Genomic DNA, 9,406 nt, shown 5'->3' with positions numbered 1-9,406 from the left:
TGATCTCATGGCAGAACACCGCATCAAGGCGGATGACATGAATGTCGCCGGCGGGATTGTCCACGAAATGGGAATCAAAAATTTTTTCTGCAATCGTTTTCCCCATAGTACCTCCAACTTTTCTTTAGATCTTGATCTGAAATATTTACGGGTATGATTTGTGCGGTAGCCGTCCCAAAGGCTCACGGCTCAAGACGGAAGTCTCTCGACGGAAGACTTTCTAATCCGTATCGGTCTTCAGAACAGACAGGAAAGCCGACTGTGGAATCATTACCTTGCCGACCATCTTCATTCGTTTTTTTCCTTTTTTCTGTTTTTCCAATAGCTTGCGTTTCCGGCTGATATCTCCGCCATAGCATTTGGCGGTTACGTCTTTTCGGAATGCCGAAACAGTGGTGCGGGCGATCACTTTTGAACCAATGGCGCCCTGGATGGCGATTTTAAACATCTGGCGCGGGATTTCCTCCTTGAGCTTTTCACAGGCAAGGCGGCCCCGTTCAACTGCCCGGTCTTCATGGACCAGTTGAGATAAGGCATCGACCCGATCCCCGTTGATCAGAATATCCAGTTTCACCAGATCGGTTTCCCGGTAGTCGATGATCTCGTAATCAAATGAACCGTATCCCTGAGTGACGCTCTTGAGCTTGTCATAAAAATCGTAGATCACCTCCGCCAGCGGCAGTTCAAATATCATCTCCAGCCGGTTGCTGGTCAGATACTGATAGTTTTTATTGATGCCGCGCCGGTCCAGACACAGTTTCATGACAACTCCCATATACCGGTCGGGTAAAATAATGGCGGCCCGGATAAAGGGCTCCAGGGCTTTTGCAATGCTTGCAGGATCCGGATACAGGGCGGGATTATCGATGGTCAGCTCGCTGCCGTCATTCATTATCAGCTGGTATCTGACTGATGGGGCCGTCAGGATCAGCGACAGGTCGTATTCGCGCTCGAGACGCTCCTGAACGACTTCGAGATGAAGCAGACCCAGAAAACCGCATCGGAATCCAAAACCGAGCGCGACCGAGGAATCTTTTTCATAAATCAGTGAAGAATCGTTGAGGGTGAGCTTTTCTATAGCGATGGCCAGCTCTTCGTATCCGTCGGATGCGATGGGATAAATCGATGAAAACACAACGGGCTTTGCTTCCTTGAATCCGGGCATCGGGGTGTCGCACGGTGCCTTCTTCAGGGTGATGGTATCGCCGACCCGGGTATCACTGACCGTTTTGATTCCGGCAATCATATAACCTACCTGGCCGGCGGACAGTTGCTTTTGAGGCACCCGTTTGATCTGAAAAATACCCACCTCTTCGACCCGGTAGGCGGCCTGATTCCACATGAAGGAAACGAGGTCACCGGCCTTGATCCGTCCGTCAATGACTCGAAAGTGAACGATGGTGCCCCTGAATGGATCGTAATTTGAATCAAAAATCAGTGCTTTCAACGGCTTGTCCGGATCACCGGTTGGCGCTGGAAGTTTCCGGACAACGGTTTCCAGAACCTCCTCGATACCGATCCCGGTCTTTGCGGACGTTAAAAGCGCCGTTTCCGGGTCCAGTCCGAGATCCTCTTCAATCTGGGCTTTTACCCGTTCAATATCTGCGGAAGGCAGATCGATTTTGTTGATGACAGGGATGACTGCAAGCTCATGCTCCATGGCCAGGTACAGATTGGCCAGTGTCTGGGCTTCAACGCCCTGGCTGGCATCGATAAGAAGCAGCGCCCCTTCGCAGGAGGCAAGCGCCCGGGATACTTCATAGGAAAAGTCCACGTGTCCGGGGGTATCGATCAGGTTGAGAAAATAGGTCTGACCGTCCCTGGCCGTATACGGCAGGCAGATGGTCTGACTTTTGATGGTGATTCCCCTTTCACGCTCGATATCCATGGTGTCCAGAATCTGATCCTGAAAATCGCGATCCGAAACCATGTGGGTATGCTGAATCAGCCGGTCAGACAGGGTGGACTTCCCGTGATCAATATGGGCGATAATGCTGAAATTTCGTATGTGTTTCATTGGCAGACATGTGTTTTAGTATAAACGTATGGGGTTGACTTTATAAGTGACGCTGCAAAACTGATTGACATGAATTTTATTTTATCAGTATATTGGAATAAAAAAAAGGCTACTTTTCCAAGATTTTCGGTCATTATGTCAATTATCTTCTGCAGTATTTCAGCCGAATCAGATCTTATAACGTAATTGCGGGAAATGGACAATCAAAAATGATTACAGATATTTTAATCGTTGATGATGATTCCGCCATCAGAGATTCCATGAACGAGTTTATCGGCTTGTCAGGATATCGCTGCATGACTGCCGCCAGTGCGGAAGAGGCTATTGAAATATTGAAGAAAAAGAATATCCATGTGGTCATTACCGATATTGTGCTGCCCGTGTTAGATGGTCTGGAGCTGACTGCCATGATCAAGCGGGACTACGATTCTGACGTGATTGTAATGACCGGCTACAGTGATGATTATTCGTATGAGGAGGCCATCAATAAGGGCGCCAGTGATTTTGTGTTTAAACCGGTCCGCTTTGAAGAGCTGCTGCTTCGGTTGAAACGGGTGATCAAGGAACGGCACATTGCCCAGGAACGGAGCCAGATGATGCGGAAACTTGAAAAACTGGCGATCACCGATGGCCTGACCAGTCTTTATAATTCCCGGTGCTTTTATGATCACCTGGAATCGGAGATTGACCGGTCCGTCCGCTATCATCACGAAATCGCCTTGATGCTCATGGATATCGATTATTTTAAGCAGTTCAATGATACGTACGGACATCTGGCCGGAGACAAGGTCCTGATTCGCCTGGGCGAAATCATCCGCTCCTGCCTGAGAACCAATGATTCCGCATACCGCTACGGGGGTGAGGAATTCACGGTCATTTTACCGGAAACCAACGCGGTTGAGGCCAAGGCCGTGGCTCAGCGCATTCGGACAAGCATGGGAAATGAGCCGTTTATCACGGATAACGGTGATCTGGTTACCGTTACCATCAGTATCGGCGTGACGGAATACAATGAAAAAGAAAAATTATCAACGTTTGTCAAACGAACCGACAAAGCCATGTATCTTTCCAAACAACAGGGGCGAAATCGAGTTTCCTGCCTGTATGCGGATGAAACCCTGTCTCACGAGTAATGACGATGCCTGTGTTCGTGTTTCTTGATCAACCCTCCCTGATGCAGCTTCAGCAGATAACCGGCCTGTATCGATCCGCCGGGTGGTGGGGTGAACACCAGCCGGATGATTCTGAGCTGGTGGCGCGTCTCGTATCCGGAAGCCACTGCTTTCTGGCGGCGGTGATGGATGGAAATATCATTGCCATGGGCAGAGCCATCAGTGACCGGGCCAGCGATGCGTATATTCAGGATGTGACGGTTCATCCCGCATTCAGGGGACAAGATATCGGTACCCGAATCGTCGAGAAACTCGTTGATCGTCTTCGCAACGATGGTATATGCTGGATTGGCTTGATTGCCGAGCGGGGGAGTTGTGACTTTTACAAAAAAATTGGATTTAAACAAATGAAGAATGCACTGCCGATGTTAATCAATGATGAACTTTAAACAGATTACCCCCTTGGATTACCCGGACTTAAAACGGTTTTTCAACCATCAGAAATACAGGCTTTGTGTCTATTCGCTGTCCTCTCTTCTGGTCTGGAGCAATGACGTATACCAGATTTATGGCGCAACGGATGGAGATATTCTCTATGTTTATGCCGAATATCCTTCCCGGCCTCAGGATCGTCATCTGATCCTGCCCATTTCTCCCAGCCTGGAGTTTTCACCGGATAAACTGCGGGATCTGGCTCAGGATGCTGGCATTCAATCCTACTGGTTTGTGCCGGATCACTATATAGAAGCTTGCGGGATATCCAGCGTCGAATCTTATTTTACTGTCAGGCCGCAACCCCATTTTGATGACTATGTCTATCTGACAGAGGACCTGGCTGAGCTCAAAGGCAACCGGTATGCCAAAAAACGAAATCTGATTCATCAGTTTGATCGGGCGTACCTGAGCAAAAACAGGGTGTCGGTTGAGAAAATTTCCCCTTCAGTTGCCGGTGAATGTCTGGATTTTTTGAAAAAATGGTGCGAAAGTCGTGATTGCCACATTGAACGGGATGAAGACTTTACCTGTGAAAAACAGGCGGTGTCAAATACGCTTGAAAATATCGACATTCTGGGCGTCGAAGGTCTTCTGGTCCGGGTAGACGGAGATGTGAGCGCCTTTGTCGTTGCCGCATACCTGACAGATGACATGGGCGTGATGCATTTTCAGAAGGCGTATCAACATATCAGGGGCCTTTATCAATTTCTCGATAACCTGTGCGTCAGAGAGCTGTTCAAGGGCTATACCCGGCTGAATAAGGAAAGTGATATGAATCTTCCGGGGCTGGCCCAATCGAAAAAGTCTTATTGGCCCGTCGAAAAAGTCAGATCATTTGAACTGGTTCTGCGATAGATGGGCTACGGATCTGATTTTCAGCTGTTGGGCCTTTGCCGAGCCTCTCATGGCCGTATGGTCACTTTCAGGAGCAGATCACCTCTGGCATCGTCCCGGACGATTTTTCCCATTCCTTCCAGTCTCAGCACATTTCCTTCCTTGATTCCCGGTGGAATAGCCACCCGGAAAAGTCGTTTCTGAAAGCCCCATGGAATATTGATCAGTTTATGAGTTCCGGTAAATGCTTCGTGACGGGTAATTGTGAGCGTTCCATAAAGATGGGGCTCAGTGCCATATCCTGCCGGCCGGATCACCTGCAGCCGGGGGGATGTTTTTTTGAGGGTAAATTTCTGCATGCGTTCCGTGGCCTTTGCGCCGGCGGCCGGTTGCATCAGTTTCAGAAAAACGATGCCGAAAATAAATCCGCCGATATGGGCCCACCAGGCGATACCGCTGGCATTCGCATGACTTCCGGCAGCCTGAATAAATTGAAGGACAAACCATAGCCCCAGAAAGAAAAAAGCCGGAATTTCAACGAAATACGGAATAAAGAAAATCGGGATCAGCGTCAGTATCTTTGAATTCGGGTGAAGAATGAAATAGGCACCCATCACCCCGGCAATGGCGCCACTGGCTCCGATCGTGGGGATATTGGAATGAAGATTGAACATCAGGTGAACCAGTCCTGAACTGATGCCGCAAAGCAGGTAAAACAGGAGATACCGCACGGGGCCGAGATGATCTTCGACGTTGTCGCCGAAAATATATAACGACCACATGTTTCCGAGCAGATGCCAGAAGCCGCCGTGGAGAAACATGAATGAAATCAGGGAAAAAGCCTGCTGAGACATTGAAAAGTAGGCGGAAATCCGGGGCACGGCGTACCGGGCCGGAACAAGGCCATAAGTATAAATGAACACATCCATATCGCCCCTTTGCCCTATTTCGATCAGAAAAAACAGGACATTCAGACCGATAAGGGCGTGGGTGACGACAGGATAGGTTTTGGACGGGATGGTGTCTCGAACCGGTATCATAAGTTTTTTTAACGGCAGCTAAAGGATTCAGGCCATAAAGGCTCCCTCTGATTCTGTTGTAATAAAAAAACAGAGGGGATGGCAACCTGTTTTAATGTCGTTTTCGAAACGGATGGATCGGGTATCCGCTATGAAGGTTCGTCCAGCGGATCGATCGACATGCTGATATCCATGCTTCGGGCCGAGTGGGTCAGGGCGCCTGAGGAAATGATGTCGATGCCGGTATCGGCAAGTGCGGCCAGAGCCTCGAGCGTAACCCCGCCGGATACTTCAACAAGTGCCCTGCCCCCAATGAGGCGGACCGCTTCTTTAATCTGGTTGACGGTCATGTTGTCCAGCATGATAACCTCAACCTTCGTATCCAGCGCTTCCTGCACCTCCGTCAGGTTGGTTGTTTCAACCTCGATTTTTAACAGATGCGTACATTTTTTCCGGATACGGCTGACGGCGTTGGTAATGCCGCCACTGACGGCAATATGATTGTCCTTTATCAGGATGCCGTCATAAAGGCCTATCCGGTGATTATATCCTCCGCCTACACGAACGGCATATTTTTCAAGCGTTCGCCATCCCGGGGTGGTTTTCCGTGTATCGACCAGGCGAACCTTTGAAGCGGACAGGGCGTTTACATATGAGCGGACGTTGGTGGAAATGCCGGACATCCGTTGAAGAAAATTCAGGGCGGTGCGTTCTCCTATCAGAAGGGTGCGCAGCTGTCCTTCAATCTCAAGCAGAATGTCCCCGGCGCGTATAATATCGCCATCACTGAATCCGGATCGAAATACGGTGTCTGGCTGAAGGTGTAGAAAAACCTGCTTTGCGATATCCAGACCGGCCAGAATCATGGATTCCTTTGCAACCATCCGGCCCTTACCCTTGAGTTCCGGCGCAACGAGATTGTCGGTGGTGATATCTCCGGAACCGATATCCTCCTTTAATGCGATATCGATCAAATGCGTTATGTCATGCAGTATCATGTCGTAAAATCCCCATGGGTTATCGATGGTATGGTAAACCGGGCCGCATATAACGGCCTATTCTTCTTGAAGCCCGGTGATTTTTTCCAGATTGGCTTCGAGTTTATGCTGCTTTTCCACCAGAAGCTTATGCTGATCCTTGACTTTTTCAACGACCTCTTCCGGCGCTTTTTTTAAAAAATCTTCATTGATCAGTTTTCTGGACAGCGAGTTGAGTTCTTTATTGAGCTTGTTCAGTTCCTTTTCCAGCCGGACCGTCTCTTTCCCAAAATCAATGATGCCTTCCAGCGGAACAAAGACGACCGCACCCTTGATAATCGAGGTGGCCGCTGACTTGGGACGGTCTCCGGATTCAACTACGGAAAAAGATTCCAGCCGCGCCAGATGAACGATAATGCTCTGATAGGTTTCAATGGTGTTTCGAACCGCATTGTCGGATGCATGCACAGAGGCCCTCAGCAATTGAGAGGGGGAAATATTCATTTCGCCACGAATATTCCGGATGCTGGAAATAATGTCCATGACCAGCTGCATGGCGGTTTCCGCTTCCGTATCTTTGCGGATGCCTGAACATTCAAAGCCATCGGAAGGAAACGCGGCCTTCATGATGGAGTTTTGAGTTCCGGGCAGTTTCTGCCAGATTTCTTCGGTAACAAAGGGCATGAACGAATGCAGTAAAACCAGCGTGTCTTTCAGCACATGCCATAATGCGCCTGTGGTGGCATGCTGGCAGTCTGCCCCGTAATTGCCGTACAGAGCGGGTTTAATGGCCTCCAGGTACCAGTCACACAGTTCATGCCAGACAAACTGGTACAGGGCGCCGGCGGCATCGTTAAACCGGTAGGTATCCAGCGCATCGGCAACATCGTCTGTGACCTGGTGCAGGCGGGATAAGATCCACCGGTCCGGAAGAGAGATATGCTGCTCGTCAATCCGGTCGAAACCGGTTTTTATGTGCATCAGGGAAAACCGGGCGGCATTCCACAGTTTGTTGACGAAATGACGGTAGCCCTCTACCCGCTGTTCCGACATTTTGATGTCCCTGCCCTGAGCCGCAAATGCAGCCAGGGTATACCGGAATGCATCAGTGCCGTACTGGTCGATAATGGTCAGAGGATCGATCACATTTCCTTTGGATTTGCTCATCTTCTGACCGTTTTCATCCCGAACCAGCGCATGGACATATACCGTTTTGAACGGCACCTCGCCCATGAAATGGATGCCCATCATCATCATTCTGGCAACCCAGAAAAACAGGATGTCAAATCCGGTAACCAGAACGGATGTGGGGTAATATTTTTTGAGCAGCTGCGTCTGATCGGGCCATCCCATCGTGGAAAACGGCCACAGCGCAGAACTGAACCAGGTGTCGAGCACATCGGTTTCCTGGATCAGGCGGGTGCCGCCGCATCGGGTACATTGGGTCGGTGTCTCCGTGCTGCAGATGACTTCCTGACAGTCCTCGCAGGTCCAGACCGGTATCTGGTGACCCCACCATATCTGTCGGGATATACACCAGTCCTTGATGTTATTCATCCAGTCGAAATAGGTGTTGGCCCACATGCCGGGAACAATGGTGGTGGTTCCGTTTTGAACGGCTTCGATCGCTTTTTCAGCCAGAGGTTTGACTTTGACAAACCATTGCGTTGACAAATTGGGCTCCACAATGGTTTTGCAGCGGTAGCAGTGGCCAACCGCGTGTTTGATCGGTTCAATTTTCAGCAGAAGACCCGCATCTTCGAGGGCTTTTATCACTGCTTTTCGGCATTCGAAACGATCCATTCCTTCGTAAATTCCGGCATCTGCTGTCATTTTGCCATCTTCGCCGATGACCTTGATACTGGGCAGTTTGTGCCGCATGCCGATTTCAAAGTCGTTGGGATCATGGGCCGGGGTTATTTTCAGGGCGCCGGTCCCAAATGACATGTCAACATATGTGTCCCGGATAATCGGAATTTCGCGGTTGACGAGGGGAAGGATCACCTGATCGGATGCGGTGTTCTGGTACCGCTCGTCATCAGGATTGACCGCTACGGCCGTATCCCCGAGCAGGGTTTCCGGCCGGGTGGTTGCAATCACCAGCCCCTCTGAATTTCCGGGGAAAGGATACCGGACATAATACAGATTCCCGTCGAGTTCTTCGTGTTCGACTTCCAGATCTGACAGGGCGGTCTGGCACCTGGGGCACCAGTTGATAATATAGCTGCCGCGGTAGATCAGGCCTTCCTGATACAGCTGAACGAATACTTTGCGCACGGCCCGTGACAGCCCTTCATCCATGGTGAACCGTTCCCGTTTCCAGTCACATGATGCGCCCAGGCGTTTGAGCTGATTGATAATGGCGCTGCCGGATTCTTCCCGCCATTTCCATACTTCCTCTACAAAATTTTCTCTGCCGAGTTGATCACGGTTCCGTCCTTCACTGGCGAGTTTTTTTTCGACCACGTTTTGTGTGGCTATACCGGCATGATCTGTTCCGGGCATCCACAGGACGTTATGTCCACGAAGTCTCATGTAACGGCAAAGGATATCCTGCAGGGTAATATTCAACGCATGGCCCATATGCAGAACGCCGGTAACATTGGGAGGGGGAATTACAATCGAAAAATATTTCCGTGAATCCGATTCACCGGCATCAAACAGTCCCTGCTGCTGCCAGTAATCATACCAGCGCTTTTCGACATCATGTGATTCGTAACCCTTCTCGAGCAGATTTGAATTCATATATGAACACTCCTTGAATTTTGTACTCTGAGTAACCAAACCGGACAACCCGTATCAGAATGCAGCGTTGAGGTGTCCGGCTGCTTGCGGGCGACAGACTTTTTCGTTCAGGCACTATTTAAAAAGGGGATTAGCATATAATCCCCGTAAAAATAAGCAGTTAATAGTCTTATTGTTAATGTGCCAAATACAGTCAACAGGGTCTGG

7 protein-coding genes are annotated in these 9,406 nt (G+C 49.8%); 3 read left to right on the top strand and 4 right to left on the bottom strand.

Annotated features, from left to right (window positions below):
* Window positions 1–220 precede the first annotated feature (220 nt).
* The gene (gene lepA, locus PHQ97_01845; GenBank protein MDD4391475.1) at window positions 221–2,017 is read right to left on the bottom strand and encodes a translation elongation factor 4; all 1,797 of its coding nucleotides are present in this window, start codon (window positions 2,015–2,017) and stop codon (window positions 221–223) included.
* Window positions 2,018–2,226: 209 nt separating this feature from the next.
* On the opposite strand from lepA, the gene PHQ97_01840 reads away from it, so the two are divergent.
* Genes PHQ97_01840 through PHQ97_01830 form a run of 3 tightly spaced genes read left to right on the top strand, consistent with a single transcriptional unit; the run spans window position 2,227 to window position 4,479 of the window.
* The gene (locus PHQ97_01840; GenBank protein MDD4391474.1) at window positions 2,227–3,150 is read left to right on the top strand and encodes a diguanylate cyclase; all 924 of its coding nucleotides are present in this window, start codon (window positions 2,227–2,229) and stop codon (window positions 3,148–3,150) included.
* 5 nt (window positions 3,151–3,155) lie between these two features.
* A complete protein-coding gene (locus PHQ97_01835) occupies window positions 3,156–3,578 on the top strand; it encodes a GNAT family N-acetyltransferase (protein ID MDD4391473.1) in 423 nt (140 codons plus the stop codon).
* Window positions 3,565–4,479, top strand: coding sequence for a phosphatidylglycerol lysyltransferase domain-containing protein (locus PHQ97_01830; GenBank protein MDD4391472.1), 915 nt, complete (start codon window positions 3,565–3,567; stop codon window positions 4,477–4,479). Before PHQ97_01835 ends, PHQ97_01830 begins: the two co-directional genes overlap by 14 nt.
* A 47-nt stretch (window positions 4,480–4,526) precedes the next feature.
* Here PHQ97_01830 and PHQ97_01825 read toward each other — a convergent pair whose 3' ends face one another.
* The 3 genes from PHQ97_01825 to PHQ97_01815 all read right to left on the bottom strand — a co-directional run bounded on the left by PHQ97_01825 (window position 4,527) and on the right by PHQ97_01815 (window position 9,199).
* Window positions 4,527–5,498 carry a rhomboid family intramembrane serine protease gene (locus PHQ97_01825; GenBank protein ID MDD4391471.1) on the bottom strand — a complete coding sequence of 324 codons (972 nt, stop codon included), beginning with the start codon at window positions 5,496–5,498 and terminating at the stop codon, window positions 4,527–4,529.
* 128 nt (window positions 5,499–5,626) lie between these two features.
* A complete protein-coding gene (gene nadC / locus PHQ97_01820; GenBank protein MDD4391470.1) occupies window positions 5,627–6,475 on the bottom strand; it encodes a carboxylating nicotinate-nucleotide diphosphorylase in 849 nt (282 codons plus the stop codon).
* A gap of 57 nt (window positions 6,476–6,532) precedes the next feature.
* Window positions 6,533–9,199, bottom strand: a complete 2,667-nt coding sequence (locus PHQ97_01815; GenBank protein MDD4391469.1) for a valine--tRNA ligase — start codon at window positions 9,197–9,199, stop codon at window positions 6,533–6,535.
* Between the last annotated feature and the right edge of the window lie 207 nt (window positions 9,200–9,406).

It is taken from the genome of Desulfobacterales bacterium (genome assembly GCA_028704555.1).
Lineage (GTDB): Bacteria > Desulfobacterota > Desulfobacteria > Desulfobacterales > JAQWFD01 > JAQWFD01.
Note: the sequence above shows the minus strand (reverse complement) of the source record. Positions and strands in the feature narration are given on the sequence as shown.